Genomic DNA, 25855 nt, shown 5'->3' on the forward strand with positions numbered 1-25855 from the left:
GTCCGTTTCAGCTTTCTGCTCGGTCAATCGGGACGCTTCCGTATCGTTTAGGGTCGTTCAACGCCTCTGGGCTAAGAGGGATTCGTCACATCGCAACGCTTGAGGCACGCGCCGGGCCAGCCGCCGCGGAAACGGGTCATGCTGCCGGATCGCGCCACCATCTTCGCCTACCTTACCATCCTGAGCGGCTCCGCCGGCCGGCTCGTGATCTCCCTTGTCTACTTCCTCATCGTTGCGAATACGTTGACCCTCGGCGAATTTGGTCTGTTCGCCACGGCGTCCTCGACCGGGCTCATCCTGTCGCGGCTGCTCGCCTTCGGCTTCATCTCGCCGCTCTACCGCGTCGCGACCGTCAAGCCGCGCCTGCTCGGCGCCTATCTCTCGGGTTTCGCAGGCCTCTCGGCGCTGTCGCTGCCATTGATCGTCGCGGTCGCCGGCGCCGCCTATCTGCTGCTCTTCGCGGAGCGCCTGGCGCTCCTGCCCTTCGCGGTGATCATCGTCGCGGAGGTCTTGGGCTGGCGGCTCGTCGAGGTCGTCGCCATCGTCAATAATGGGCTCAGGCGCTTCCGGCAGGCGGCGCTGCTCGTGATCATCGGCTCGAGCCTGCGGACGGTCGCAGCGCTGCTCTTCGCCGGTTTCGGCCATGCCAGCCTCGAGATCTGGGCTTTCGCCTATTGCGGGGCGACGATGGCGAGCGCCCTGATCGCGCTCCTCGCCTTCCTGCCGAAGGCGCGCTGGCGCTTCGTGCGCCACCTCTATCCGCGCCGCATGGCGGACGCCGTCTTCGCCGGCGCGGCCGATATCGTGTTCTACGTCCAGTCGGAACTCGACAAGCTCCTGGTGCTCGGCCTCGCCGGCGAGCGCACCGCCGGCCTCTATGCGATCGCGCTCCGGGTGATCGACCTTACCGCCATGCCGGTGCGCAGCTTCAACCAGATGCTGGTGCAGAAGATCATGCAGGATCGCGGCGTCGGCGGCTTCAGGCGGCTTGCGGCCTACGAGACGGGAATCGCGCTGGTCTCGGTCGCCGGGCTCGTCGCCGTCATCATCGCGCTCAAGCCCTTCCCGCACCTGCTCGGCCGCAATGTCTCGGAAGCGGCCTATCTGTTCGCGCCGATGCTGCTGGTCCCGGCCTTCCGCAATCTCGTCGAGTACCACGCCGAGCTGCTCTACGCCCGCGAGCGCACCGGCTCGCGCATCGCACTGCTGTGCCTGCTGACCGCGATCAAGGCCGGGCTGATCTCGCTGGTGATGACGCGGTTCCCGGAGGCCGGAGGCTGGGCTGCCGGGATGAACCTCGTCTTCGGCGTGGTCTACCTCGCCTCGGCGGGCTTCACCTATACGCTGCTGGCACGGGCGCGGCGTTAGCGCGGTGTTCGACCTCACCAATCCGTCATTGCGAGCGCAGCGAAGCAATCCAGGGGTTTGGACTGAAGCGTCCAACCCAGTCCCCCTGGATTGCTTCGTCGCTTTGCTCCTCGCAATGACGGTTTGATGGTTCGATCAGGCTGAAGCTTGCCGCTCGAACAGGGCGCGGATGCGATCGAGCGGCTCGCCGATGAAGGACTGGATGCCGATGGCGACCTGCCAGGGTTCCAGAACCTCCTCGAAGGAGGCGAGGCGCTCCATCCCGGCGACATCCTCGCTGAACCAGTAGACCTTGCAGAGTTCGCGCTCATCCGGCCAGTGGCCGGCGGCCTCGAGCCCCAGCACGCGCTCGACGAAATAGCCGTAGATCACATATTCCGAGAACTGCCGCTCGCGGGCGATCGCGGAAACCCAGTCGCGCCCGCTGACACTTTCGACATGGTCGAGCAGGGCCAGCACATGGTCGCGCCGCCAGCTCACCAGATTGTTGATGTAGTCCGGGCTCGGGAAGGATGGCGCATCGAGCCCGAGCAGGGCGCAGGCATGCTCACACCAGGGGATATGGCGCGCCATCTCGGCGGTGATCGCATCGGGCTTGCGATAAAGCCGGATCGCGCCGTCATCGGCGAGGCTCGTCAGGTCGAAGGGCCGCACAAACAGCATGTCGGAATCGGCGAAGAGGATGACGTCCTCGGCGCTCGCCCGCGCCACCGCGAATTTCCGGAGCTGCTGGGCGTGCCAGCCGCGCAGCGGCGGGACGCCGCGGGCCAGAGCTTGCGCGCCAGTCCAGAGGCGACGCCTGCCGAAGCTCAGTGGATCAGGCCGCGATTTCAGCCAATCCGGCAGCAATTGCGATTCCGGCAGGATACGCCGGCGCGGCCCTTCGAGCTCGCGAAAGAGCGGGACGTCGCGGTCTTCGACCAGGAGATAATGGACGGCGTGGCCGGTGACGAAGCGATCAATGCTGGCGCAAAGCAGCCGGCAACGCTCGATATCGCCCCTGTAGCTCGGCGTCGCCAGGGCAAAAGTTTCACTCAATTCGTTGGACTCACCCGCTCCGTCGGCCCCCCACGGCATATTGCCGGGCCATGCGCAGGAGGAAAGCGGGATTTCCGAGAACGTAGCGGCGCCAGAGCCGGCGCGGCTCGAGCCAGAGCCGATAGATCCATTCGAGCCTGATCTGGCGCATCAGCTCGGGCGCACGCGGCACCTCGTCGGCGAAGAAGTCGAACAGCGCCCCGACGGCGGCCGCGACCGAGCCATGCTGCGGCCCGAGCTTGTCGGCGATGAAGCGCTCCTGCAGCGGATTGCCCATGGCCACCAGCAGCAGGTCCGGACGCTCGACCTTCAGCTTGCCGAGAAGCACGATCTCCTCGTCGGCGGTGAAATAGCCGTGCGAGACGACGCTGAACCGATGCGCCGGATAGCGCTGCGTCAGATTGGCGACGGCGCGATCCGCGACGCCGGGCCGGCCGCCGAGCAGGGCAACCCGCATCGGCCGCTCGGAGCGGGCGAAGAGGGTGGGGAAGAAATCCGTCCCGTTGAGATTGGCCGGGAAGGCCTTGCCGTAGAGCATCCAGCTGCCGAGATCGACGCCGATGCCGTCGGCCAGAACGAGAAAGGTTGAGAGGCTGCGTTGCAGAGCCGGGTTGTTGGCCGCGACATTCACCAGATTGGCATTGCAGAAGGCGAGCTTCATATGGCCGCCCGTCAGCACCGCATCGGTGACCTCGGCGATCGCCGCCTCACGCTCCATCACGGCGATGCCGATGCCACCGATATCGCGCTTGGCATAGCCCGGCCGCTTGCGGTTTCCGGCATCGCGGGCGATCGTGATGGAGGCGGTTACGGACACGGTGCTCTCGATCAGGGGCACGGCGGCCCAGTGCGAACATCACGATTGTCTTGGCCGTTCCACGCCTCGGGTCAAGGCAAAGCCGGCTGAAAGGTGAACGGCTTATTCCCGCGATCGGCGAAGCCGCGTTAATGGCAATCCTTTTGCAGCAACAAGGCCTTGTACCGAACCGGAACGATAACCCGGATCGCGGTGCCACCCCCTCGCGCATGCCGTGCCGCGGCGATACAGAGCCCGTCCGAACCGCTCCGATCCGGCACGCGCGGGAGACCGTCCGCCGCGGATTTTTTTGTCATCATCCTTAACGATTTGCATGGCAGGTCTGCGCGTTCGTCGGAAGCCACGATGCCCTCTGGCCGCTGCCAATCCGGCCGGCTAGGGTGACTCGCACAAAAATTCGGGAGGGCTGGGCATGAACCAAATCGATTTAAAGAAGCGCGTCGCCATCGTGACCGGCGGGGCGCAAGGCATCGGCCGCGCCGTCGCCGAACGCTTCGCCCAGAGCGGTGCGACCGTCGCGATCTGGGATGTGGATGCTGCCCTGGCCGCGAAGGCCGCCAGCGAGATCGGCCATGGCGCGATCGGCGTCGGCGTCGACGTGACCGATGCGACTGCCGTCCAGAAGGCGAGCGACGCGCTGGAAGCCCAGCACGGCAGCATCGACATCCTCGTCACCAGCGCCGGCATCGCCGGACCCAACCACAAGACCTGGGAATACCCGCTGGAAGACTGGGCCAAGGTCATGAAGCTCAATGTCGACGGCACGCTGCATTGCTGCCGCTCGGTGATCCCCGGCATGGTCAAGCGCAACTATGGCCGCATCGTCCTGGTCGCCTCGATCGCCGGCAAGGAGGGCAACCCCAATGCCTCCGCCTATTCCGCCTCGAAGGCGGCGGTGATCGCGCTGACGAAGTCGCTCGGCAAGGAGCTCGCCGACAAGGACATCGCCGTGAACTGCATCACGCCCGCGGCGGCACGCACCCGCATCTTCGACCAGATGAGCGAGGAGCATATCGGCTACATGCTGGCGAAGATCCCGCGCGGACGCTTCCTGCTGCCCGACGAAGTCGCCGCGATGGTCGCCTTCCTGGCCTCGGCCGAGAACAGCTTCACCACGGCCGGCGTGTTCGACCTCTCGGGCGGTCGCGCGACGTACTGACGATTGCCGATTTCACGCGGAACCATGTTCCAGAACCGTCATGCTCGCCCTTGTGGCGAGCATCCACGTCTTGAACACCGCATGGCACGAAGGAAGACGTAGATGGTCGGGACAAGCCCGACCATGACGGCAAGCGTCGTGGCGCCCAGCGATACCGCAGGGGAGAAGCTGCTTGGCGAAATTGCCGGTCGCGGTTTTCGAAACCCTGATCTAGCTTGGCGGCATGACGCAGACGCTCCCCTCCGCCGCCGTCCTCGGCGCCCGTGCCTTCGCCGCGCTTGCCGGGCTCAACCGCTTCAGCGACGAGCCCGGCAAGCTGACGCGGCTCTATCTCTCGCCCGCGCACAAGCAGGCGGCAGAATGGGTCAAGGGTGCGATGGAGGTGGCGGGGCTGACCGCCTTCATCGATGCTGCAGGCTCCGTGCAGGGACGGCGCGAAGGCACCGTGCCGGGTCAGCCTGCCGTGCTGATCGGCTCGCATATCGACACGGTGAAGGATGGCGGACGCTTCGACGGCAATCTCGGCGTCGTCGCCGGCATCCTGGCGGCGCAGGCCTTGCGCGACGCCGGGATCAGCCTGCCCTTCCCGCTGGAGGTGATCGGCTTCGGCGACGAGGAGAATGTCCGTTTCCCGACCCATCTCTCGACCTCGGAAGCGCTGGCCGGCGCCTATGATCCGGCCTGGCTGGAGGCGCGCGACAGCGAGGGCGTCAAGCTCGGCGAGGCGCTCGTCGCCTTCGGCGGCAATCCGGCGGGGATTCCGGCGCTCGCCCGCAAGCCTGGCTCGATCCAGGCTTATCTCGAAATCCATATCGAGCAGGGGCCGGTGCTGGAGGCGGAGAACGAGCCGGTCGGCATCGTCACCGCCATCAACGCGCAGAGCCGCGCGCAGGTGCGCGTCACCGGCGAAGCCGGCCATGCCGGCACCGTGCCGATGGCGCTGCGCAAGGATGCGCTGACCGCCGCCGCCGAGATGGCGCTGGCGCTCGAGCAGATCGCGGCCGCGCATGAACTCGCCGTCGGCACGGTCGGTGTGCTCAGGCCTGACCCCGGCGCGGCCAATGTCGTTCCCGGCGCGACCGAATTCACCATCGATTTCCGCGCCCCGAAGGATGCGACGCTTGCGGCAATGGACGCGGAAATCCGCAAACGCTTCGGCGAGATCGCGACGCGGCGCGGCGTCGGGCTGGAGATCATCCCCTATGCCAAGGCTGCGGCCGTGCCGATGGCGCCGAAACTGCAGGATGCGCTCGCCGCCGGCATCGCCCGCTGCGGCAGCAATCTCGCCGGCCGCCGTCTGCCTTCCGGCGCCGGGCATGACGCCATGGCGATCGCGGCGGTGGCGCCCGTCGCCATGCTCTTCGTGCGCAACGAGAAGGGCATCAGCCACTCGCCCCTGGAGAATATGACCGAGGCCGATGCCGGCATCGCCATCCGCGTCCTGATCGAAACGATTCTGGAACTGGCCGGGCAGTCAAAGTAGAACAATTCCAGCCGCGACACCGCGCACCATTCCGAAGGCCGCCCGAAAGGCCTAGGAAAAGCGCGCCGCAGGAGGCTGGCCATGGATTTCGAGAATTTCTTCCGCCGGGAACTCGACGGATTGCGCAGCGAAGGCCGCTATCGCGTCTTCGCCGATCTGGAGCGCCAGGCCGGCCGCTTCCCGATCGCGACCTATCATGGCGAGAGCGGCCCGCGCGACGTCACCGTCTGGTGCTCGAACGACTATCTTGGCATGGGCCAGCATCCCAAGGTGCTGGCCGCAATGCATCAGGCGCTCGACGGCAGCGGCGCCGGCGCCGGCGGCACCCGCAATATCGGCGGCACCAACCACTACCATGTCCTGCTGGAGCGCGAGCTTGCCGACCTGCACGGCAAGGAAGCCGCGCTGATCTTCAATTCCGGCTATGTCTCGAACTGGGCCTCGCTCTCGACGCTTGCCGCGCGCATTCCCGGCTGCATCGTGCTGACCGACGGGCTGAACCATGCCTCGATGATCGAGGGCATCCGCCATTCGCGCGCCGAGAAGCACATCTTCGCCCATAACGACCCGGCCGACCTGCGCCGCAAGCTGGCCGCGCTCGATCCGGCCCGGCCGAAGCTGATCGCCTTCGAGTCGGTCTATTCGATGGATGGCGATATCGCGCCCGTCCGGGAATTCTGCGACATCGCCGAGGAATTCGGCGCGATGACCTATATCGACGAGGTCCATGCCGTCGGCCTCTACGGCGCGCGCGGCGGCGGCATTTCGGAGCGCGAGGGCCTGACCGACCGGCTCACCCTGATCCAGGGCACGCTGGCGAAATCCTATGGCGTCATCGGCGGCTACATCACCGGCTCTGCCGCGCTCTGCGATTTCATCCGCAGCTTCGCCTCCGGCTTCATCTTTTCCAGCTCGCTGCCGCCGGCCGTAGCGGCCGGTGCCATCGCCGCGATCCGGCATCTCAAGGAGAGTTCCGCGGAGCGCGAGCGCCAGCAGGACCGCGTCGCGGCGCTGCGCCGCAAGCTCGACCGGGCCGGCATCCCGCATCTCGCCAATCCCAGCCATATCGTGCCGGTGATGGTCGGCGAGGCGAAGGCCTGCAAGGCGATCAGCGACGAATTGCTCGATCGTTTCGACATCTATGTCCAGCCGATCAACTACCCGACCGTGCCGCGCGGCACGGAGCGGCTGCGGATCACGCCCTCGCCGTTCCATTCCGATGCCGATATCGACACGCTGGTGACGGCGCTCAGTGCGATCTGGGCGCGCGACGGGCTGAAGCGGGCGGCCTGAGGCTTTTCAGCCGCGCTTCGCCACGATCATCAGGATCGCCGAGAGCAGCGCGAAGACCATCGCTAGTCCACCGAGGATCAGGGTTCCCAGCCATTGCGACAGGAAGCCCTCGATCTCGGCCTTTTCCGGGGTCGCAGCGTCATAGAGGACGCTCACCCGGTCGCCCCTGCTATAGGCCGGCGGGCTCGTGCCCCATGAGGTCACGAAGGTGACGGACCGTCCCTGCGCCGTTTGAAAGCTCACGACCGGCCGATAGGTGGAATCCCCACCGCTATGCCGCAGTTCGACCACGGTCCCGGCGGCGCGGTCGGCACGCGCCAGCAGCTTCTGGTTGTGGCTGTAGATGAAGTAGCAGACCGTCGTGAGAATGACGGCGACGATGCCGAAAACGCAGCCGATGCGCCAGAACAGGAGCCGGCCATCCTGGGCCGGGCCCCCGAACTGCTGCTTCCTGCGGCTTTCGCCCATCCGCCCTCAGAGATTGAAGACGCGGTGGGGGACGAACTCGCCGTTCTGGACCGAGCCCGTCGACACCAGCGTGCCCGCGCAGGTGGCGTAGGCGGCCTCCAGCTCGATCGGGGCGCCGGCACCGCGCAGCAGGGCGCTCTGGCCGCGCTTGAGGCGGGCGGCGGCATCACGGTGGAGCACGATCTCCGGGATCAGCGTCAGAGCCGCCTTGACCGGCTGCAGGGCCGAGAGCGCGCTCTCAGGGCTCTCGCGCAGGGTCTCGACGCTCGCGGCCTCAGCGACCGTGAAGGGGCCGACGCGGGTGCGGCGCAGATGCGCGACATGGCCGAGGCAGCCGAGCTCCAGGCCAAGATCGCGGGCGATGGCGCGGACATAGGTGCCCTTGCCGCATTCGGCTTCGAAGGTGGTGGTGGCGCCGTCATGGCTGACGATGGTGAGCGCATCGATCTCGACGGGCCGCGCCTGCAATTCGACCTCCTCGCCATCGCGAGCGAGATCGTAGGCGCGCTCGCCGGCAATCTTGATCGCCGAGAACTTGGGCGGCGTCTGCAGGATCGTGCCGGTGAAGCGCGGCAGCAGGGCTGTGATCGCGGCTTCGTCGGGGCGCTCCTCCGAGGTCGCGATGACGCTGCCCTCGGTATCGTCGGTATTGGTCTGAGAGCCCCAGGCGACGGTGAACTGATAGGCCTTGCGGCCGTCCATGACGAAGGGAACGGTCTTGGTCGCCTCGCCCAATGCGATCGGCAGCAGGCCCGAGGCCAGCGGATCGAGCGTGCCGGCATGGCCCGCCTTCTTGGCGCCGAAAGCGCGCTTCACGACGCTGACCGCATGGGTCGAGGTCATGCCGATCGGCTTGTCGAGGATGACCCAGCCATGGACGTCGCGCTTCTTCGGGCGCGGCGCCGGCGCGGCTTCCTGGTCCGGGACGGTTTCGGATGGATTCTCAGCGGTCATCGTCACGGCGGTCTTCTTCGGGAGCCTGGTCTTCGTGGTCCTGGTCGATCCTGAGGCGCTCGACCTGCGTATCGCGGCGCACCGCGTCGGTATCGAGCAGCGCGTCGATGCGCTCGGCCTCGGCGAAGCTCTCATCGGCACGGAAGCGGAGATCCGGCGCGTATTTCAGGTTCACGCGATGGGCGATCTCGCCGCGCAGATAGCGCTTGTTGGCTTCGAGCGCCTTGAGCACCGGCTTAATATCCAGCCCGCCGAGCGGCATGATGTAGCAGGTCGCGAGCTTGAGATCCGGCGAAAGGCGCACCTCCGGCACGGTGATGACGTGCTTTGCCAGCACATCGTCATGGATGTCGCCGCGCGCCAGCATCTCGGCGAGCGCGTGGCGGATCAGTTCGCCGACGCGCAACTGCCGCTGGGAAGGACCGGTGGGTTTCGCAGGTTTTGCCATGGTTCTCGTTTCTCCGGGATCGGACCGGACCAAACGTCACGGCTGGACAAGGCCCGCCGTCTCAGGAGGATAAGGCGCTGGACGCGCTCTTCTCGTCACGAGATGGCCGGGCTCCGCCCGGCCATGACGCGCTGTTTCAGGAAGCGCAGCCCTTAGAGGCTGCGCTTGATCTCTTCGACGCGATAGCACTCGATCACGTCGCCGGCGCGCATGTCCTGATAGTTCTCGAAGGACATGCCGCATTCCTGGCCGGCCACGACTTCCTTGGCGTCGTCCTTGAAGCGCTTGAGCTGGCCGAGCTTGCCCTCGTGAACCACGACGTTGTCGCGGATCAGGCGGACATTGGCGCCGCGCTCGATCGTGCCGTCGGTGACGCGGCAGCCGGCGATCTTGCCGACCTTCGAGACGTTGAAGATCTCGAGGATCGTCGCGTTGCCGAGCATGGTCTCGCGCAGCGTCGGCGCCAGCAAGCCCGACATCGCATCCTTCACGTCATCCATGAGGTTATAGATGATGTTGTAATAGCGGATCTCGACGCCGGCCCGGTCGGCCGCCTCGCGCGCTTCCTTGTGAGCGCGCACGTTGAAGCCGACGACCACCGCGCCCGAAGCCTGGGCGAGCGTGACATCCGACTCGGTGATGGCGCCGACGCCCGACGAGAGCACGCGGGCGCGAACCTCTTCGTTGCCGACCTTTTCAAGCGCTCCGACGATGGCCTCGACGGAGCCCTGCACGTCGCCCTTGACGACGAGCGGGAACTCCTTGCGGCCAGCGCCTTCCTTGAGCTCGCGCATCATCTCGGCGAGCGAGCGGCCGGCGCCCGAAGCCGCGCCGCGGGCGGCAAGGCGGTCGCGACGCTGACGCTCGCGGTAATCGGTGATCTCGCGGGCACGGGCCTCGGACTCGACGACCGCGACGCGATCGCCGGCTTCGGGCGTGCCGTTGAAGCCGAGAACCTCGACCGGCATGGACGGCGGAGCTTCCTTCACCTGCGCGCCGGTATCGGCGATCAGGGCGCGGACACGGCCCCATTCGGCGCCGGCCACGATGATGTCGCCGGTGCGCAGCGTGCCGCGCTGGACGAGCACGGTGGCAACCGGACCGCGGCCGCGATCGAGCTTGGCCTCGATGACCGTACCTTCGGCGGCGCGATCAGGATTGGCCTTGAGATCGAGCAATTCGGCCTGAAGCGAGATCGCTTCCAGCAGCTTGTCGAGGTTGTGGCCGGTCTTGGCGGAGACCTCGACTTCGAGGGTCTCGCCGCCGAGCGTCTCGACCTGGATCTCGTACTGGAGCAATTCGGCGCGGACGCGGTCGGGGTTGGCGTCGGCCTTGTCGACCTTGTTGATCGCGACGATCAGCGGCACGCCGGCGGCCTTGGCATGATGGATCGCCTCGGCCGTCTGCGGCATGACGCCGTCATCGGCGGCCACGACCAGCACGACGACGTCCGTCACCTTGGCTCCGCGGGCGCGCATCGCCGTGAAGGCGGCGTGGCCAGGCGTGTCGATGAAGGTCACCTGGGTGCCGAGCGGGGTCGTCACCTGATAGGCGCCGATATGCTGGGTGATGCCGCCGGCCTCGCCGGTGACGACCTTGGTCTTGCGGATCGCGTCGAGCAGCGAGGTCTTGCCGTGGTCGACATGGCCCATGATCGTCACGACCGCCGGGCGGGAGGCCAGGGTCTCGTCGGTATCCGGCGTGTCGAACAGACCTTCCTCGACGTCGGATTCGGCGACACGCTTGACGGTGTGGCCCATCTCCTCGGCGATGAGCTGGGCGGTATCGGCATCGATCACGTCGGTGATCTTGTGCATCGCGCCCTGCTTCATCAGCAGGCGGATGACGTCGACGCCGCGCTCCGTCATGCGGTTCGCGAGTTCCTGGATGGTGATCGTCTCGGGGATGATCACCTCGCGCATCACGCGCTCTTTCTGCACATCGGAAGCCCGATGGCCGGTCATGCGCTGCACGCGCCGGCGGAACGAGGCGACCGAACGTGTCCGCTCGTCCTCGCTCCCGGTCGCGGTCGACAGCGTCAGGCGGCCGCGCGGCTTGTCATTCGTGGTCTTCGGCGTCTTGGGCGCGGCGGGAGCCGGGCCACGGCCGGCGCCGGCGCTCAGGCCAGGGCGGCGGAACGCGGCCTTGACGTCGACATCATCCGAACGGTTGCGAGTCGTGTTGGCCGAGGGCGCCTGGCGCACCGGCCGGGCGATCGCGGGCTCCGACGGGGCCGTCGTGTCGATGCGGGGCGTGCGCGGCGCATCGGAGCGCGGCGGGCGGCTGTCGAGCCGCGGCGGGCGCGCACCGGTATCGCGCATCGGCGGACGCGAGGTGAACTCGCGCGGTCCAGAGGGAGCCGGACGGCCGAAATACTGGGTCGGCTGCGGCGCAGGCGCCTGGGACGCAGGCGCATCCTCGCGGGCCGGGGGCGGCGAAGCCGGGCGGACGGGCTGGTCGTCGCGCTGACGCGCGGCGGTTTCGACCCGGCGCTTCTGGTCGTCTTCCTGACGGCGGCGCTCTTCCTCCTGGCGCTGACGCGCGGCGGCGGCTTCACGCTCCTGGCGCTCGCGCTCGGCGGCGGCGGCACGCTGGCGCGCCTCGTCCTCGGCGATCCGGCGGGCCTCGGCCTCGCTGCTGCGGGCCTCCGAGAGCGCGCGCTGACGGGCGTCCTTCTCCTCATCGGAGAGGGTGCGCAGCAGCATGCTGCTGGCCGGGCGCTGGGGCGGCTGCGGAGCGGCCGGGCGCGGCGGGGCCGCCTGGGGAGCCGGGGCCTGGGGCGCACGCGGCGCGACCGGCTCCTTGACCTCGTGCCCGGCGGCGCGGCGCTTCACCTCGACGACGACCTGCTTCGTACGCCCATGCGAGAAGCTCTGGCGAACAGTGCTCTGCTCGACAGGCCGCTTCAGCGACAGGGTCTTGGGCGGGTTGACGGTCAGCGTCTTGTCGCCCGGGGTCTTGGTATCGGTCATTCCGCGTTCGGTCCTGCCGGTTCGGTCGTGTCTTCGGTATCGTTCTGGTCGGATGCGGCGGCATCGTCCGTCCGGTAGCGGACGAGCCGACGCCAGCGGGAGAGGACGCCCTCGGCCGCTGGTCCCGGAGCAAGCGCGGCATGTATCACATGTGCCCGCCCCAACGCCAATTCCAAATCCGCCGCCGTGAAAATAGCGACGACGGGCAGTTCACGGGCCTTGAGCCCTTCGGCTTCACGGGCCACCCCGATCCGCCTGATGGCCTGGCCGATCTTGCGCTTGCCGTCATCGGCCCCATCGCTGGCCGCGATGACGCCGATACAACGGCCCGAGCCGATCAGGGCCTCGACCTTGGCGAAGCCCGCGATCACGAGCCCCGCCTTGTTGGCCATCGACAGCGCCTGGAGCGCATCGCGCAGCATCAGCGCATCGATCATCTCCGGAAGGTCGGCGGGAACCGCGACCTTCGCCTTGAGCGAGCGCTCGAAGGCCTTGCGTTTGATCGCCTCGGTGACCGTCTTGCGGCTGAGGCTGGCCCAGACACCACGTCCGGGCAGCTTGCGCCTGAGATCCGGCACCAGCATGCCGTCCGGCCCGGCGACGAAGCGGATCAGATCGTCAGGCGCCTTCACCGCACGGGTGACCACGCAACTCCGTTCCGATTCCTTCTGCGCCGCCGCTTTCACTACGCGGGCTCCGCTCAGGCCTCGGCCGCCTCATCGGCTTCCGCCTCAGGCTCCTCGGCCGGCGCCTCGATCCAGCCGGCGTGGATACGCGCGGCCATGATGATCGCTTCCGCCTCCTGGCGCGACAGGTCGAACCCATCGAGATAGCCGGCGTGGCGGGTGGTCTCGCCATCCTTGCGCTCGGTCCAGCCGACGAGATCGTCGGTGGCGCAGCCCGCGAGGTCCTCGACGCTCTTCACGTCGTTCTCGCCGAGCGCGACCATCATGGATGTGGTGACGCCCTCGACCTCGCGCAAGGCGTCCTCGACGCCGAGCGCACGGCGCTTCTCGTCGAACTCGGCCTCGACCGCGGCGAGATGCTCCTGCGCGCGGCTCTGGATCTCGCCGGCGGTGTCCTCGTCGAAGCCCTCGATCGAGGCGAGCTCGGAGAGGTCGACATAGGCGACCTCCTCGACATTGCGGAAGCCTTCCGAAGCCAGGAGCTGGCCGACCGTCTCGTCGACGTTCAGCGCGTTCATGAACAGGTCGGTGCGCTGCACGAATTCCTTCTGGCGGCGCTCCGATTCCTCCTGCTCGGTGAGGATGTCGATGTCCCAGCCGGTGAGCTGCGAGGCCAGGCGGACGTTCTGGCCGCGGCGGCCGATGGCGAGCGAGAGCTGCTCGTCGGGGACCACGACCTCGATCTTGTCGGCTTCCTCGTCGAGCACGACCTTGGCGACTTCCGCCGGCTGCAGCGCGTTCACGACGAAGGTCGCGACATCCGGCGACCACGGGATGATGTCGATCTTCTCGCCCTGCAATTCGCCGACGACGGCCTGCACGCGCGAGCCGCGCATGCCGACGCAGGCGCCGACCGGGTCGATCGAGGAATCGCGGCTGATGACGGCGATCTTGGCGCGCGAGCCCGGATCGCGGGCAACGGCCTTCACCTCGACGATCCCGTCATAGATCTCCGGCACTTCCTGGCCGAACAGCTTGGCCATGAACTGCGGATGGGTGCGCGACAGGAAAATCTGCGGGCCACGCGGCTCGCGGCGCACGTCGTAGACATAGGCCCGGGCCCGGTCGCCGACCTTGAAGGTCTCGCGCGGGATCATCTCGTCGCGGCGGATGATCGCCTCGCCACGGCCGAGATCGACGAAGACATTGCCGTATTCGACGCGCTTGACCGCGCCGTTGACGATCTCGCCGATGCGATCCTTGTACTCGTCGTACTGGCGGTCCCGCTCGGCTTCGCGGACCTTCTGGACGATGACCTGCTTGGCCGACTGAGCGGCGATGCGGCCGAAATCGAAGGGCGGCAGCGGATCGGCGATGACGTCACCGGCCTGGGCAGCGGGGTTATGGCGCTTGGCCTCGTCGACCGTGATCTCGATCGCCGGGTTCTCGACGAGGTCGACGACCTGAAGATGGCGGGCGAGGCGCAGTTCACCGGTCTTGGTGTTGATCTCGGCATGGACGTCGGTCTCGGCGCCGTAGCGCGAGCGGGCGGCCTTGGCGATGGCGTCCTGCATGGCGTCGACGACGATCTGGCGGTCGATCGACTTCTCGCGGGCGACCGCGTCGGCGATCTGCAGCAGTTCGAGCCGGTTGGCGCTGACGACCATGACGCTCACTCCTCTTCGTTATTGTCTGGCGGGGCCGTCTCGCCGGCCTTGGTCGGCCGCGGTCCCAGCGATTTCCCTCGGCCCTTCTTAGGGCTGGCGATCTCTTCGGCGGCCGGCATCTCCGGCGGCAGGCCGGACTTGCCGCGGCGCAGCGATTCGGTGACGAGCGCGTCGGTCAGGACGAGGCGGGCCTCGGCGATCGCCCGCATCGGAATCGCGACGTCACGCTCTTCCTCGCTCTTGGCGTCGTCGCGCGTCAGCAGCGCGTCCTGACCGGCGACACCGCGCAGGATACCACGGAAGCGCTTGCGCCCGGCGACCAGCTCGTTCGTATCGATCTTGGCGAGATGGCCGGCCCAGCGCTCGAAATCGCTGGCGCGCACCAGTGGCCGGTCGATGCCCGGCGACGAGACCTCGAGATGATAGGCCGCCTGGATCGGGTCGTCGACATCGAGCGCCGGCGAGACCGCCTGGCTGATCGCCTCGCAACCCTCGACATTCATCGTGCCGTCCGGCCGTTCGGCCATGATCTGCACGGTGCAGCCATTCTGGGCGCTGACGCGCACGCGCACCAGCCGGTAGCCGAGATCGACGATCGCCGGTTCGATGATCACGGCGACACGCGCCGCGACGCCACCCTCGACGACGAGGCGGGGTTCCTGATCGGGTGCCGTTGTCGGCTCGTGGGTGGGTTCACTCATGGCGCGGACCGTTCCGTCTGCCTCCGGCGGGTCGCGGCCAATAAAAAAGAGCGGGCCGGTGGGCCCGCTCTTGATCATCGGCGTTAACCGATACCAGAGCTGTTGCCCGCTATTTAGTCCGCATCGCCCCGATATGCAAGCTCGGTCACGGCGGCGCTAACCCGATGGTCATCCTTCGCATGCCAGAGTGCATGACGGGATAGCGGTTGAGGATCAGGTATGAGTGCGGTCGGCTCGCTGCTGCGAGATCTCGAATCCACGATGCTGCGCGGCTCGAACGACGAGCGCGCCGACATCCTCTCGCGGCTGACGGATCTGTTCCTGGCCACGGCCGTCCATATGGACGAGGAGCAGGTCGGCGTCTTCGACGTCGTGATCGGGCGGCTGTCGCGCGCCATCGAACTGCGCGCCCGCGTCGAACTGTCGGAGCGGCTCGCGCCGGTGCCGAACGCGCCGAGCGGCGTCGTCCGCCAGCTCGCCCTCGACGAGATCGCCGTGGCGCGCGCCGTGCTGGTGCAGTCGCCGCGCCTCAACGACCAGGACCTCGTCGCGGTCTCCGCCGCCAAGGGGCGCGACCATATGCTCGCGATCACCGAGCGGCCCGAGCTCGGCGAACCCGTCACCGATTTCCTGATCCTGCGCGGCGGGCGCGTCGTCACCCATGCGGTCGCGGCCAACCAGACCGCGCGCTTCTCCCGCCACGGCATGGGCGTGCTGGTGATGCGGGCGGCGCAGGACGATGCGCTCCAGGCCACGCTGGGCTTGAGGCGCGACATTCCGGCGGAACTCGTCGACCAGCTCATGACTGCCGCCAAGAACTCCGCCCGGCGCCGGCTCAGCGAGAGCCTCGAACCCGTCCTGGCGGGCGAGGTCGACGGCGCGGTCGAACGCGGAGCGGACGCGATCGCCGCCGGAGGCCAGATGCCCGGCGAGCTCGGCGCCATCAGCGCCGCCCTCGTGGAAATCCGCGAACTGAACGAAGCCGGTCTGCTCGACGAGGCCAGGGTCCGCGACTACGCCCGCGACGGCGCGGCCGAACATGCGATCTGCGGCGTCGCCGTGCTGGCGCAGCTCGGCCTGCCGGCGAGCGAGCAGATCATTCTCGGCAGCGATCGCGAGGCCGTGCTGCTGGTGGCGCGCGCGCTCGGCTGGTCGTGGGAGACGACGGCGGCGCTGATCTCGCTGCGCAAGGATTTCGGCAAGTCGCAGGCCTCCGTCGAGCGCGCCCGCGAAAGCTTCCGCAACCTCGCCCAGGGGACCGCCCAGCGCGTGCTCGGCTTCCTCAGGATGCGCGACGCAAAGCCGTGAGATAGCTGGAGATGCGCCCCTCGCGGACCGCCTTCGCCTCGTAACGGGTGCGAATCCAGCCGGGATAGGGCGTGCGCCAGTCGCCCGGCCGTTCGTCGGTCCAGTCGAAATCGGGCGAGGCCATCAGGCGCGACAGGGTCCAGCCGATATAGTCGTCGATATCACTGGCGAAGCGGAAGCGCCCGCCCGCCCGCAGCGCGCGCGCGAACAGGCCGAGCGTATGCTCGGAGACGAAGCGCCGCTTGCGCTGGCGGCGCTTCGGCCAGGGATCGGGATAGAGCAGGTCGATCGCATCGAGGCTGCCGGCCGGCAAGCGCGGCAGCAGAAGGGCGGCATCGTCGTCCCAGACGCGGATATTGGTCAGCCCCTCGCGCTCGGCGACGGCCAGGAACTTGGCCATGCCGTTGATGAAGGGCTCGACGCCGATGAAGCCGATCTGCGGGCTCTCGCGCATCCGCATCAGCAGATGCTCGCCGCCGCCGAAGCCGATCTCCAGCCGGACCGCCTCGACAGCTTGCGGGAACAGCGCCTTCAGATCGGCGATCCCGCCTTCCGGCAGGCGCAGACGCGGCAGCGTGTGCTCGATCAGATGGCTCTGGCCGTCGCGCAGGGCCTTGCCCTTGCGGCGGCCATAGAAGGCGCGGTCGTCATGATCGGGGTCGTGGGTCATTCGAAATCGTCTCGCAGGAACCGAGGTCATCCCGGACAAGCGGCTCCAGCCGCGCCGATCCGGGATGACGGCGCGGATAGGACGCCTGTAGCAAAATGAAAAGGCCGGAGCGATCAGCCCCGGCCTCGTCAGTTCAAGCGAAAACGCTGGATCAGGCGACGGCCTTCTTCAGCGCGTCGACGAGATCGGTCTTCTCCCAGGAGAAGGAGCCGTCGCGGCCGGCCTTGCGGCCGAAATGGCCATAGGCCGAGGTCTTGGCGTAGATCGGCTTGTTGAGGCCGAGATGGTTGCGGATGCCGTTGGGCGAGAGATCGATCAGCTTGCCGAGGACCTCCTCGAGCTTGGCCTCGTCGACCTTGCCGGTGCCGTGCAGGTCGACATAGATCGACAGCGGCTTGGCGACGCCGATGGCGTAGGAGAGCTGGATCGTGGCGCGGTCGGCGAGCTTGGCCGCGACCACGTTCTTGGCGAGATAGCGCGCCGCATAGGCCGCCGAGCGATCGACCTTGGTCGGGTCCTTGCCCGAGAAGGCGCCGCCGCCATGGGGAGCAGCACCACCATAGGTGTCGACGATGATCTTGCGGCCGGTGAGACCGGCGTCGCCGTCCGGGCCGCCGATCACGAACTTGCCGGTCGGGTTGATGTGCCAGACCGTGTCCTTGGAGATCCAGCCATCCGGCAGCGCCTGGCGGATATAGGGCTCGACGATCTTGCGGACGTCGGCGGAGGTCAGCGTCTCGTCGAGATGCTGGGTCGAGAGCACGATCTGGGTGACGCCGACCGGCTTGCCGTTCTCGTACTTGACCGTGACCTGGCTCTTGGCGTCGGGGCCGAGCTTGGCGGCCGCGCCCTCGCCCTTCTTGCGGGCGAGCGTCAGCGTCTCGAGGATCTTGTGGGCGTAATAGATCGGGGCGGGCAGCAGCTCAGGGGTCTCGCGGCTGGCATAGCCGAACATGATGCCCTGGTCGCCGGCACCGACATCCTTGTTGCCGGCCTCATCGACGCCGACGGCGATATCCGCGGACTGCGGATGCAGCAGCACGTCGATCTTGCACTTCTTCCAGTGGAAGCCGTCCTGCTCGTAGCCGATCGCCTTGATCGCCTTGCGTGCCGCCGACTTGACCTTGCTCTTCATCGCCTTCTCGTCGAGCGAGGTACGGACCTCACCGGCGATGACGACGCGGTTGGTGGTCGCAAGCGTCTCGCAGGCGACGCGGACCTTGCTCGCATCCATGCCGGCCTTGGCCGCTTCCTTGAAGAACAGATCGACGATCTCGTCGGAGATGCGGTCGCAGACCTTGTCGGGATGCCCCTCCGAGACGGACTCGCTGGTGAACAGGTAATTCTGGCGTGACACGGTCGGCGCTTCCCTGAATCGGCACATGGAAAAGGCCGGCGCAGCGGCGCCAGCCCGACGAAAATCCGTCATTGCAGCGGACGCGTTCGTCGTCAAGCGGAAAAGTCCGCTTATCGGGAGGATCGTTCGTCACATCGAACGAAACGAGGGCGATATCACGCCGTTCCGGCGTCTTCCTCTGCGAGCGCCTCGACGAGATCGATGATGCGCCGGCGAACCCGGCCGCTCTTGATCTGCGTGAAGGCCTTGGTGAGCTGCACACCCTCGCTGGTGGCCAGAAACTCGGAAATATAGGTCGTCGCGGCGGAATCGGCGAAGCCGGGCTCGGGCAGGTCGCCGGTCGGAGCGCCATCGAAGAAGAAGGCCACCGGCACATCCAGCATCTTGGCGATCTGCTGGAGGCGGCTCGCGCTGATGCGGTTGGAGCCCTTCTCGTATTTCTGCACCTGCTGGAAGGTCAGCCCGAGTGCATCGCCCAGCTTCTCCTGGCTGACGCCCGCAAGCATCCGACGCATGCGGACGCGGCTGCCGACATGCTTGTCGATCGGATTGGGGACCTTCTTGATCATGATTCACCCTGCTTTAGCATCAGTGTCATGACCAGGAGCCGCCATCCTGGTCGGAGCGGAAGCGTCCTTTATTATAGGTGCGGCAGCTAATCCACCCTCTGCCGCGAAAAAGTTCCAATCGGGATTAATTTCGGGCGCGAAACCGGGAAAACGCCAGAAAAAGAAGCAGCAATCCCGCGAAGGCGATATCCCCCGCCCTGGCATAAAGCGTGACGGGGCCGCTGCGCGGTAGCCCTGTGTCCAGCACGCCCTCGACGCCCAGCGGCAGGCTCGCCACGGTGCGGCCGTAAGGATCGACCACCGCGGAAATCCCGGTATTGGCGACGCGCACCAGCGGCAGGCCTTCCTCGATGCTGCGCAGACGGGCCTGCGCGAAATGCTGGTAAGGGCCGCTGGTCTGGCCGAACCAGCCATCATTGGTCAGGTTCAGGAAGAAGCCGGCACGCGGGCCGCGCGCGGCAACGTCGCCCGGAAACACCGCCTCGTAGCAGATCAGCGGCGCGGCCGTCGGCAGCCCCTTGATCGCGAGCGGCATCCGGGCGCTGCCCGAAGCGAAGCCGCCGGGGATCGAGACGAACTCGGAGAGACCGACCCGGCGGATCAGCGTCTCCAGGAACGGCGGCAGGTATTCGCCGAAGGGGACGAGATGGACCTTGTCGTAGCTCGCGACGATGACGCCCTCGTCATTGACCACCTGGATCGCATTGTAGATCGGCGGCCGGCTTTCGCCGGGCAGCGTTTCGCCGGCGCGCGCCGCGCCGGTGATCAGCGTCACGTCCGGCGGCAGCACCGCGGCGATGCGCGACAAGGCGCCGGGCGTGCGGCCGAGCAGGAAGGGAAAGGCCGATTCCGGCCAGATCAGGTGCGTGACGCTCTGGAGGCCGGGCGTGGCCGGGCCGGTCGCCCGGTCGCTCAGCTCCAGATAGCGTTCGAGGATCGCCGCACCGTTATTGCCGTTGAACTTGGCATCCTGCGGCAGGTTGGGCTGCATCAGCCTGAGCTTCACGCCGGCGACGAGCGGCGACGGGCCGGCCGGCAGGCGCCAGTATCCGAAGGCGAAGAGGCCGGCCAATGCGACGAGCGCCAGCAGCAGCGGCAGGTTGCGCCCCGCTGGCGTCCGCGCCGTTCCGAGCACAGCCGGGGCCGCGCCGATCGCCACCGCCAGTAAGGTCAGGCCGTAGAGCCCGACGAGCGAAGCGGCCTGCGCGAGATGGATCTCGCCCGCCAGCATCATGCCGTAGAGATTCCAGGGAAAGCCGGTCAGGACATGGCCGCGCAGCCATTCGCTGAGCGCCAGCATAGCGGCGAGCACCAGGATGCGCCCAGCGCCCTTGGGCCAGGCCAGCCGCGCCAGGCCGAAGGCGCAGGCCGGGAAGAGCGCGAGGAAAGCCGGCAGGGCGACGACGCCGAGCGGCATCGCCCAGGCGAACTTGTCGGCCTCGACGAGAAAGGCGGCGCCGAGCCACCACAGGCCGGCGAGGAAGAAGCCGAAGCCCCACCACCAGCCGACCGCGAAGGCGGCCCGGAAGCGGCGCCAGGCGCTGGTGCCGACGGCGCCGTCAATCAGCCAGACCGCAATGGTCATCGGCACGATGAGGAGCGGCCAGAGATCCAGCGGCGGCAGGGCAAGCGCGCCGCTCGCCCCGGCGATCAGCGCGATCACGCGCTTGCGCCAGCCCCAACCCAGGATGACGGCCTCGGCTACCCGCGCCAGAGCCATCAGCCGGGCTCCATCGCCGGTTCTTCGGCGGCGGGCGCGCTATGGCAATGAATGGTCAGACGCTTCACGCGGCGCTGGTCCGAATCGAGGATCTCGAAGCTGAGGCCATCCGGCCCCCTCACCATCTCTCCAAGAGTCGGCACGCGGCCTGCCAGCGTGACGATCAATCCGCCGAGCGTGTCGATGTCATCCGCCACTTCGTTGCCGGACAGGTCCACGCCGGTCGCGGCCTTGAGCTCGGCGAGGGTCGCGCGCGCATCCGCCGTGAAACGGTTCTCGCCGGCGGGAACGATCGGGGTCTCCTCGAGATCATGCTCGTCCTCGATATCGCCGACGACGATCTCGATCAGGTCCTCGATCGAGACGAGGCCGTCGGTACCGCCATATTCATCGATGACCAGCGCGATATGGGTACGGGTCGACTGCATGCGGACGAGCAGGTCGACCGCCGGCATCGAGGGCGGAACATAGAGGACGGGGCGCAGCAGCTTCGTCTCGGACAGGCGCGTCGAGAGATCGACAGCCGAAAGCGTATGCGGAATGGCGAGCTTGCCGTTCTCTTCCGGCGGCTGGTTCTCCCCGGGCCGGGCCTTCTCGGCGATATATTCGAGGAAGTCGCGGATATGGACCATGCCGCGGGGATCATCGAGCGTGTCGTCGAAGACCGGCAGGCGCGAATGGCCGGCGGTGCGGAAATGCGCGAACAATTCGTCCAGCGTTGCGTCTGCCGGGACGGCGACGATGTCGGCCCGCGGGATCATCACGTCGTCGACGCGGCGCTCGCGCAGGCTCAGCACATTGGTGAGCATCGCGCGTTCCTGGACGGAGAGATCGGCGAGCTCGCCGTTCTCCTCAGCCAGGGCTTCGACGATTTCCTCGCGGGCGGTGCCGCCGCCGCGCAGGCCGAGGCGGTCGAGGAACTGGCCGAGCCAATGGCCGAGGCCACGGCCGGCGGTTTCGTTCTGGGATTGTCGACTGTCGTCGCTCATGATCGTGGGGGCTTACGCGGAAGAAGGAACGGGCGCCGTGACGAGCTCGGCACCGGCATAGGGATCGGACACGCCGAGGCGGGCAAGTGCCGCGATTTCGAGCGCTTCCATGCGGCGCGCCTCCGCCTCGGTCTCGTGATCCTCGCCGAGGAGATGGAGCAGGCCGTGGATGGCGAGGTGGCGCAGATGGTCGGTCGCGCTCTTGGATTCGGCGTCGGCCTCGCGCAGCACGGTCTCATAGGCGATGACGATGTCGCCGAGCAGCGGGCTCTGCGCGATGCGCTCCGGCGGCGCGGCCGGAAAGGAGAGCACGTTCGTCGCCTTGTCGAAGCCGCGCCAGTCGCGGTTGACGGTGCGGATGCGCCTGTCGTCGGTGAGCAGCAGGCTGAGCTCGGCGCCGGGCATGGGCTTGCGCGGCGCGACCGCGATCCCGGCTTCCAGCGCCTCGTTCAGCAGCGCGCGCAGGCTCGCCAGCTTGCCCAGCTCGTGCCAGCGGCGCGACTGCGCCCTGAGGTCGAGATGGATCTCCGGAGACGTCTTCTCGGGTGGCGGCGCCAGGCGCCGCCCGCGAGGTCGATCGTTCATCGCGGCCGCTCCCGCGCCAACATCCGCTTCAGCCCTTCGCTGTCACCTTCCCGGTTGAGATCCGGGGGCGCATCGGGATTGCGCATGCGCTCTTCCCGCTCCGCGCGCTCGTGGCGCGCCGCGCTCTCATAGGCCATGACGATGCGCCGCACCAGATCATGCCTGACGACGTCGCCTTCCTCGAAGCGGGCATAGCCGACGCCCTCGACATCCTTGAGCAGCTTCACCGCCTCGTTGAGGCCGGAACGCTGGCCCGGCGGCAGGTCGATCTGCGAGGGATCGCCGGTGATGATCATGCGCGAGCCCTCGCCCAGGCGGGTGAGGAACATCTTCATCTGCATCGAGGTGGTGTTCTGCGCCTCGTCGAGCAGCACCACCGCATTGGTCAGGGTGCGGCCGCGCATGAAGGCGAGCGGCGCGATCTCGATCATGCCGGTCTGCAGGCCGCGCTCGACATGGCGCGCCTCCATGAAATCGTTGAGCGCGTCGTAGATCGGGCGCAGATAGGGGTCGACCTTCTCACGCATGTCGCCGGGCAGGAAGCCAAGCCGCTCGCCGGCTTCCACCGCCGGGCGCGACAGGATCATGCGCTCGACCACGCCCTGCTCGATCAACGAGACGGCATGTCCGACGGCGAGCCAGGTCTTGCCGGTGCCGGCCGGGCCCTCGGCGAGCACGAGCTCATGGCGCTTGAGCTGGCGCAGATAGGCATCCTGCGCGGCATTGCGCGCCCTGACAGGTCCGCGCTTGCGCGTCACGACCGCGTCGAAGGAGGTCTTGCCGGCATCCGCTGTCGGGAAGAGCGAACGCTGGACGTTGCTTTCCTCGATCGCGCCATCGACCTCGCCCAAGGTGACCGGCGCGCCGGCCTTGGCGCGGGCATAGAGCGTCTTCAGCACGCGCCCGGCCTGCTCGGCCGTCTCGCGGGGACCCTTGACGGTGACGTGGTTGCCGTTCGGACTGACCACGACGCCGAGGCGGCGCTCGAGATGGGCGAGATTCTGGTCGTACTGGCCGAAGACCAGGCTGGCCAGGCCATTGTCGTCGAAGGAGAGCACGACCTCCGTCGCCGCCAGCCCGTCGCGGCCCGCGCTTTCGCGCACACCGCCTTCGGGGCGGGCAGGCGCGAGATCGCGCCGCGGGTTCCGGTCGGGTCTTTGCGTCGTCGAATCAGCCTGTGCCAAATGCGTCGCCTCGCTTCAGGTCCGGGAGAGGGATGATCCGCTCCCGGTACCTATTCCACCCGGGCAGGAGCGCCCGGCCGGGTCGTCTCGCAGCATAACCGGACGCAACAATTTCAGCCTGATGACAGGCCGCCGCCCATCCCTGGCAAATGGTGACGAGGCGGGGCGCGCTCAAGCGGCCAGGCCCTTCCCACTGGCGTCGCCGGGCTCCACCAGCCGGCCGAACAGGGAATTGGTGCTCGTCCTCTCGATCATCACGCGCACGATATCGCCGATCTGATTCGTTTCGCTCTCGATCTGCACAGCCTGCAGATAGGGCGACTTGCCGGCAAGCTGTCCGGGATACCGTCCCGGCCTTTCCAGGAGCACATCCACAGTCCGTCCGACCATGGCGGCGTTGAAGGCCTGCCGATGATGCTCGATGCGTGCCTGCAAACGGTAGAGCCGCTCGTTCATCAATTCGCGCGGAACCTGCGCCGCGAGCTCGGCCGCCGGCGTGCCGGGGCGCGGCGAATAGTTGAAGGAATAGCTGGACGCGAAACCGATCTCGTCGACCAGGCGGATCGTCTCCTCGAAATCGGCATCGGTCTCGCCGGGGAAGCCGACGATGAAATCCGAGGACAGCGCGATGTCGGGCCGCGCCTCGCGGATGCGCTCGATCAGGCGGCGATACTCGTCGCCGGTATGCTTGCGGTTCATCGCGGCGAGGATGCGATCCGAGCCCGCCTGCACCGGCAGATGCAGGAACGGCATCACCTGCGGCAGGTCGCGGTGGGCGGCGATGAGATCGTCGTCCATATCGCGCGGGTGACTGGTCGAGTAGCGGATGCGGGCGATGCCCGGCACCTCCGCGACACGATGCATCAGGCGCGCCAGGCTCCAGACGGCGCCGTCCGGCCCCTCGCCGTGGTAGGCGTTGACGTTCTGGCCGATCAGGGTGACGTCGCGCACGCCGGCCTCGGCGAGGCGCTCGACCTCGGCCATGATCTGCGAAACCGGCCGGGAGAACTCGGCGCCGCGCGTATAGGGCACGACGCAGAAGGCGCAGAACTTGTCGCAGCCTTCCTGCACAGTGACGAAGGCGGAAACGCCGCGTGCGCGGATCGCCTGCCGCTTCGGCGCCGGCAGGAAGCCGAACTTGTCCTCGATCGGCAGATCGGTATCGACGACGCGGCGCTTGCCCGCTTCGGCCAGAAGCTCCGGCAGGCGGTGATAGGCCTGCGGCCCGACCACGAGGTCGACGGCGGGCTGGCGGCGCTGGATCTCGCCGCCCTCGGCCTGGGCGACGCAGCCGGCGACGACGATCTTCGTCTCCTGGCCCTCAGTGCCTTGCGCCTTCTTGATGTCGCGCAGCTTGCCGAGCTCGGTATAGACCTTCTGCACCGCTCGGTCGCGGATATGGCAGGTGTTGAGCAGGATCAGGTCCGCGCCCTCCGGCGTCGCCGTCTCCTCATAGCCCTGATGGCTCAGGATGTCGGCCATGCGCTGCCCGTCATAGACGTTCATCTGGCAGCCGAAGGACTTGATATGGACTTTCTTCATCGGTGCGGATCGGGTCTCCAAAGCGCATCCTTTACTGCGGATCGGGCGCCTTGGGAACGGTCACGGGGCGCCGGGGAAGGATAAGCAAGCGGCGGACCAGCCAGCGTCATTCCTCGGAACGACCCGTGACGGCCCGGCGGCGCGCCTTGCGGACCGACGCCTCAGCCAGTCGCGTCGCCTCCTTGCGCGAGGTCGCCCGCCCCATCACGATCGGCTCGCCCCAGACCAGTTCGACATCGATCGCGCCGCATTCCAGCACATGCTTGAGATGCGGCCAGAGCTCGGTATCGCCATACCAGGCGAGCGCTGCGCGGCCGATGCGGCCACCCGGCAGGTTCTGCCAGCCGATATAGGTGAGGGTCAGCGGATAGACCGTCACATCCGCCGTGGCATCGCCCATCGCCTGATGCGCGGCGCCGAGCAGGGAGGAGCGGAAGGGCAGGATGCGCGTGCCGTCGCCGGTCGTACCCTCGGCAAAGAGCACGACCTCCTCGCCGCCGGCGATGCGTGCCCCCATGGTCGCGGCCATGCCGGCGGTCGCGCTGCGGCGCTGCCTGTCGATGTAGAGGGTGCGCTGGAGATTGGCGAGGAAGCCGACCACCGGCCATTGGCCGACCTCGCTCTTGGCGACGAAGGCGAGCTCACGCTCGGCACCGATCACGCCGATATCGAGCCAGGAGACGTGGTTGGACACGATCAGCGCCCCAGTCCCGGCCGGCGGCGGAGCGCCGCGCACCTGCCGCCGAACGCCCAGGCACCAGCAGGTCAGGCGATGGAAGCGCAGCGGGAGGACGCCGCGCCGTTTCGGCGCGACACGCATGACGACGAGCTGTGCGAGGACGAGCCCGAGCGTGCCCGTGCATAGCATCACCAGACGGGCGAGCGCGCCGAAGCGGAGTCCGTTCATGCGCTGGCGGGTCCGGTCATCGGCGGGACG

The 25855-nt window shown here is 67.7% G+C and carries 23 protein-coding genes; 5 read left to right on the plus strand and 18 right to left on the minus strand.

Annotation, left to right across the window (positions count from 1 at the left end):
• Positions 1–138: 138 nt before the first annotated feature.
• A complete protein-coding gene (locus tag ACWIEX_RS22420; protein WP_454035145.1) occupies positions 139–1368 on the plus strand; it encodes a lipopolysaccharide biosynthesis protein in 1230 nt (409 codons plus the stop codon).
• A 135-nt stretch (positions 1369–1503) separates the two neighbouring features.
• Here the strand turns inward: ACWIEX_RS22420 and ACWIEX_RS22425 are convergent, their stop codons facing one another.
• Both ACWIEX_RS22425 and ACWIEX_RS22430 read right to left on the minus strand, forming a co-directional pair.
• Complete coding sequence (locus tag ACWIEX_RS22425; protein ID WP_454035146.1) at positions 1504–2406, minus strand: DUF6492 family protein; 903 nt, start codon at positions 2404–2406, stop codon at positions 1504–1506.
• Positions 2407–2416: 10 nt separating this feature from the next.
• A complete protein-coding gene (locus ACWIEX_RS22430) occupies positions 2417–3223 on the minus strand; it encodes a WecB/TagA/CpsF family glycosyltransferase (RefSeq protein ID WP_454035147.1) in 807 nt (268 codons plus the stop codon).
• 412 nt (positions 3224–3635) lie between these two features.
• On the opposite strand from ACWIEX_RS22430, the gene ACWIEX_RS22435 reads away from it, so the two are divergent.
• The 3 genes from ACWIEX_RS22435 to hemA all read left to right on the plus strand — a co-directional run bounded on the left by ACWIEX_RS22435 (position 3636) and on the right by hemA (position 7158).
• Positions 3636–4382 carry an SDR family NAD(P)-dependent oxidoreductase gene (locus ACWIEX_RS22435; RefSeq protein WP_454035148.1) on the plus strand — a complete coding sequence of 249 codons (747 nt, stop codon included), beginning with the start codon at positions 3636–3638 and terminating at the stop codon, positions 4380–4382.
• A gap of 223 nt (positions 4383–4605) precedes the next feature.
• Positions 4606–5865: an allantoate amidohydrolase gene (locus ACWIEX_RS22440; RefSeq protein ID WP_454035149.1), complete on the plus strand. Its 1260-nt coding sequence runs from the start codon at positions 4606–4608 to the stop codon at positions 5863–5865.
• 81 nt (positions 5866–5946) lie between these two features.
• Positions 5947–7158 (plus strand): 5-aminolevulinate synthase, encoded by a 1212-nt coding sequence (gene hemA, locus ACWIEX_RS22445; protein WP_454035150.1) that lies wholly within the window; start codon positions 5947–5949, stop codon positions 7156–7158.
• A 6-nt stretch (positions 7159–7164) separates the two neighbouring features.
• On the opposite strand, the gene ACWIEX_RS22450 is transcribed toward hemA, so the two are convergent.
• From ACWIEX_RS22450 to rimP, 7 genes are all read right to left on the minus strand, one after another.
• Positions 7165–7626: a DUF3592 domain-containing protein gene (locus ACWIEX_RS22450; RefSeq protein ID WP_454035151.1), complete on the minus strand. Its 462-nt coding sequence runs from the start codon at positions 7624–7626 to the stop codon at positions 7165–7167.
• A 6-nt stretch (positions 7627–7632) separates the two neighbouring features.
• Positions 7633–8580 (minus strand): tRNA pseudouridine(55) synthase TruB, encoded by a 948-nt coding sequence (gene truB, locus ACWIEX_RS22455; protein WP_454035274.1) that lies wholly within the window; start codon positions 8578–8580, stop codon positions 7633–7635.
• Positions 8570–9028: a 30S ribosome-binding factor RbfA gene (rbfA, locus tag ACWIEX_RS22460; protein ID WP_454035152.1), complete on the minus strand. Its 459-nt coding sequence runs from the start codon at positions 9026–9028 to the stop codon at positions 8570–8572. Before rbfA ends, truB begins: the two co-directional genes overlap by 11 nt.
• Positions 9029–9180: 152 nt before the next feature.
• Positions 9181–12000 (minus strand): translation initiation factor IF-2, encoded by a 2820-nt coding sequence (gene infB, locus ACWIEX_RS22465; protein ID WP_454035153.1) that lies wholly within the window; start codon positions 11998–12000, stop codon positions 9181–9183.
• Entirely contained in the window at positions 11997–12686 is a 690-nt protein-coding gene (locus ACWIEX_RS22470; protein ID WP_454035154.1) for an RNA-binding protein, read from the minus strand. Before ACWIEX_RS22470 ends, infB begins: the two co-directional genes overlap by 4 nt.
• A 14-nt stretch (positions 12687–12700) precedes the next feature.
• A complete protein-coding gene (gene nusA, locus ACWIEX_RS22475; RefSeq protein WP_454035155.1) occupies positions 12701–14293 on the minus strand; it encodes a transcription termination factor NusA in 1593 nt (530 codons plus the stop codon).
• A 5-nt stretch (positions 14294–14298) separates the two neighbouring features.
• On the minus strand, positions 14299–14994 hold the full coding sequence (gene rimP, locus ACWIEX_RS22480; RefSeq protein WP_454035156.1) for a ribosome maturation factor RimP: 696 nt from the start codon (positions 14992–14994) through the stop codon (positions 14299–14301).
• A 219-nt stretch (positions 14995–15213) separates the two neighbouring features.
• Here rimP and ACWIEX_RS22485 point away from each other — a divergent pair, with 219 nt between their 5' ends.
• Complete coding sequence (locus ACWIEX_RS22485) at positions 15214–16302, plus strand: DUF2336 domain-containing protein (protein ID WP_454035157.1); 1089 nt, start codon at positions 15214–15216, stop codon at positions 16300–16302.
• On the opposite strand, the gene trmB is transcribed toward ACWIEX_RS22485, so the two are convergent.
• The 9 genes from trmB to ACWIEX_RS22530 form a co-directional block, all read right to left on the minus strand.
• A complete protein-coding gene (trmB, locus tag ACWIEX_RS22490) occupies positions 16277–16972 on the minus strand; it encodes a tRNA (guanine(46)-N(7))-methyltransferase TrmB (RefSeq protein WP_454035158.1) in 696 nt (231 codons plus the stop codon). The two genes, ACWIEX_RS22485 and trmB, sit on opposite strands and share 26 nt — an antisense overlap.
• A gap of 151 nt (positions 16973–17123) precedes the next feature.
• A complete protein-coding gene (gene metK, locus ACWIEX_RS22495) occupies positions 17124–18356 on the minus strand; it encodes a methionine adenosyltransferase (protein WP_454035159.1) in 1233 nt (410 codons plus the stop codon).
• Positions 18357–18484: 128 nt separating this feature from the next.
• Positions 18485–18898 carry a helix-turn-helix domain-containing protein gene (locus ACWIEX_RS22500; RefSeq protein WP_454035160.1) on the minus strand — a complete coding sequence of 138 codons (414 nt, stop codon included), beginning with the start codon at positions 18896–18898 and terminating at the stop codon, positions 18485–18487.
• A gap of 124 nt (positions 18899–19022) precedes the next feature.
• A complete protein-coding gene (lnt, locus tag ACWIEX_RS22505) occupies positions 19023–20618 on the minus strand; it encodes an apolipoprotein N-acyltransferase (RefSeq protein ID WP_454035161.1) in 1596 nt (531 codons plus the stop codon).
• Positions 20618–21607 (minus strand): hemolysin family protein, encoded by a 990-nt coding sequence (locus tag ACWIEX_RS22510; RefSeq protein WP_454035162.1) that lies wholly within the window; start codon positions 21605–21607, stop codon positions 20618–20620. The genes lnt and ACWIEX_RS22510 overlap by 1 nt, the downstream gene beginning before the upstream one ends.
• A gap of 12 nt (positions 21608–21619) precedes the next feature.
• On the minus strand, positions 21620–22192 hold the full coding sequence (gene ybeY, locus ACWIEX_RS22515; protein WP_454035163.1) for an rRNA maturation RNase YbeY: 573 nt from the start codon (positions 22190–22192) through the stop codon (positions 21620–21622).
• Positions 22189–23295 (minus strand): PhoH family protein, encoded by a 1107-nt coding sequence (locus tag ACWIEX_RS22520; RefSeq protein ID WP_454035275.1) that lies wholly within the window; start codon positions 23293–23295, stop codon positions 22189–22191. The genes ybeY and ACWIEX_RS22520 overlap by 4 nt, the downstream gene beginning before the upstream one ends.
• A 252-nt stretch (positions 23296–23547) precedes the next feature.
• Positions 23548–24918, minus strand: coding sequence for a tRNA (N6-isopentenyl adenosine(37)-C2)-methylthiotransferase MiaB (miaB, locus tag ACWIEX_RS22525; RefSeq protein WP_454035164.1), 1371 nt, complete (start codon positions 24916–24918; stop codon positions 23548–23550).
• 106 nt (positions 24919–25024) lie between these two features.
• Positions 25025–25825, minus strand: a complete 801-nt coding sequence (locus tag ACWIEX_RS22530) for a lysophospholipid acyltransferase family protein (protein WP_454035165.1) — start codon at positions 25823–25825, stop codon at positions 25025–25027.
• Between the last annotated feature and the right edge of the window lie 30 nt (positions 25826–25855).

The organism is Allobosea sp. NPDC055353 (genome assembly GCF_053644975.1).

Bases quoted from the DNA above. Each gene is read 5' to 3' on its own strand.
- ACWIEX_RS22530 (WP_454035165.1), bottom strand. From the start codon at position 25,825: ATGAACGGACTCCGCTTCGGCGCGCTCGCCCGTCTGGTGATGCTATGC.
- hemA (WP_454035150.1), top strand. From the start codon at position 5,947: ATGGATTTCGAGAATTTCTTCCGCCGGGAACTCGACGGATTGCGCAGC.
- truB (WP_454035274.1), bottom strand. From the start codon at position 8,580: ATGACCGCTGAGAATCCATCCGAAACCGTCCCGGACCAGGAAGCCGCG.
- ACWIEX_RS22435 (WP_454035148.1), top strand. From the start codon at position 3,636: ATGAACCAAATCGATTTAAAGAAGCGCGTCGCCATCGTGACCGGCGGG.
- rbfA (WP_454035152.1), bottom strand. From the start codon at position 9,028: ATGGCAAAACCTGCGAAACCCACCGGTCCTTCCCAGCGGCAGTTGCGC.
- ACWIEX_RS22450 (WP_454035151.1), bottom strand. From the start codon at position 7,626: ATGGGCGAAAGCCGCAGGAAGCAGCAGTTCGGGGGCCCGGCCCAGGAT.
- rimP (WP_454035156.1), bottom strand. From the start codon at position 14,994: ATGAGTGAACCCACCCACGAGCCGACAACGGCACCCGATCAGGAACCC.
- ACWIEX_RS22420 (WP_454035145.1), top strand. From the start codon at position 139: ATGCTGCCGGATCGCGCCACCATCTTCGCCTACCTTACCATCCTGAGC.
- ACWIEX_RS22485 (WP_454035157.1), top strand. From the start codon at position 15,214: ATGAGTGCGGTCGGCTCGCTGCTGCGAGATCTCGAATCCACGATGCTG.
- infB (WP_454035153.1), bottom strand. From the start codon at position 12,000: ATGACCGATACCAAGACCCCGGGCGACAAGACGCTGACCGTCAACCCG.
- ACWIEX_RS22440 (WP_454035149.1), top strand. From the start codon at position 4,606: ATGACGCAGACGCTCCCCTCCGCCGCCGTCCTCGGCGCCCGTGCCTTC.
- lnt (WP_454035161.1), bottom strand. From the start codon at position 20,618: ATGGCTCTGGCGCGGGTAGCCGAGGCCGTCATCCTGGGTTGGGGCTGG.
- trmB (WP_454035158.1), bottom strand. From the start codon at position 16,972: ATGACCCACGACCCCGATCATGACGACCGCGCCTTCTATGGCCGCCGC.
- ACWIEX_RS22510 (WP_454035162.1), bottom strand. From the start codon at position 21,607: ATGAGCGACGACAGTCGACAATCCCAGAACGAAACCGCCGGCCGTGGC.
- miaB (WP_454035164.1), bottom strand. From the start codon at position 24,918: ATGAAGAAAGTCCATATCAAGTCCTTCGGCTGCCAGATGAACGTCTAT.
- metK (WP_454035159.1), bottom strand. From the start codon at position 18,356: ATGTGCCGATTCAGGGAAGCGCCGACCGTGTCACGCCAGAATTACCTG.
- nusA (WP_454035155.1), bottom strand. From the start codon at position 14,293: ATGGTCGTCAGCGCCAACCGGCTCGAACTGCTGCAGATCGCCGACGCG.
- ACWIEX_RS22500 (WP_454035160.1), bottom strand. From the start codon at position 18,898: ATGATCAAGAAGGTCCCCAATCCGATCGACAAGCATGTCGGCAGCCGC.
- ybeY (WP_454035163.1), bottom strand. From the start codon at position 22,192: ATGAACGATCGACCTCGCGGGCGGCGCCTGGCGCCGCCACCCGAGAAG.